We start from the raw sequence: 1,251 nt of genomic DNA on the forward strand, positions 1-1,251 counted from the left end.
AATTCCTGCATACAATCTGGGCAGTTACCTTGATAAAACGCTGACCAGCATCGCAAATCAAACCTATCAAAACGGTAGATTGTAAAATTAATCCGAACGCTGTTCGGACAAAAAAGATCAGCTTCCTTTAAAATGGTGTTTACCACAAACCCATCTTTTAGGAGCTGATCTTTTGTCTAGTATAACCTATTCCGAACGAATTAAAATCGAAACCTTTTGTGAACTAGGGCTGTCCAATATCCAAATGGGCGTTCGGCTGAACCGATCACCGTCAACAATTTCTTATGAATTATCTCGATGTCAACCTTATCAGGCTGAATTAGCACAAACAGATGCCGAATACAAGCGATCACGATGTGGTCGGAAAACTAAGCTGAGCGATGAGTTAAAGCAAAAAATTCTCAACCATTTACGTCTAAGCTGGTCACCAGGAATGATTGCTCACGAATTTAAACTAGCTACTAAGAACCTGTCTAGTATCTTTTAAGAACTATCTTCAGGAAGGCCAATACAACCATTTGAAGACTGCTGTTAAGGGCACGTTCACAGTTTTTCCAAAGTCGCCGACATTTGTCTAGCCAACTCCATGAACGTTCAACGATCCATCGTTGCGGTAACACCGTGAACATATGCAACTCGTTGCGTTTAACTACCGTCGTCTTAGCATTCAAAATGAGCTTCACCTGATCCGCAAAGTCATTGCCAGTGTAGCCACCATCAACCATGACATGCTGAACCAGCTATAAATTTTGGCTAGCCAAACTAATAAACATAGCCAATGCACCTGAACGATCTGATACATTAGCTCGTGTCACGAGAACGGCTTGTGGTAAACCATTAATATCAACCGCCATATGACGCTTAATCCCTGAAATCTTTTTGCCGCCATCGTAGCCACTATTTTTCGTTAAATCAGTGGTTTTAACACTTTGAGCATCAACAATCACAAACGACGTTCGGGCCGATCGGCCCTGTGCAAAGCGATAGTAAGCAACAGTTTTTTTAAAAGACTTTCTAATAGTGAATCGGCTGTCGGGTCTGGTTTATCTCGCCACATATCGTAATAGTGGTAGACAGTGTGCCATTCCGGGAAATCGTGCGGTAATTCACGCCATTGACACCCTGTAGTAAGCGAGTAAAGGATGGCATTGAATACGTCATAAAGATCATAACGACGCGGTCTTGTATGCTTGCGGAAGTTTTCTAAATCAGGTTGTATTAACGCAAATTGCGCTCGAGAAATATTGCTTG

General features: G+C 42.0%; 2 pseudogenes. One reads left to right on the plus strand and one right to left on the minus strand.

Features of this window, described 5'->3' with window-relative positions:
• Positions 1–172: 172 nt before the first annotated feature.
• Positions 173–472, plus strand: a pseudogene (locus ATN92_RS00005) (transposase); the annotation flags it as partial.
• 1 nt (position 473) lies between these two features.
• Here the strand turns inward: ATN92_RS00005 and ATN92_RS00010 are convergent.
• Positions 474–1,251, minus strand: a pseudogene (locus tag ATN92_RS00010) (IS5 family transposase); the annotation flags it as partial.

Source organism: Companilactobacillus bobalius, from assembly GCF_009764355.1.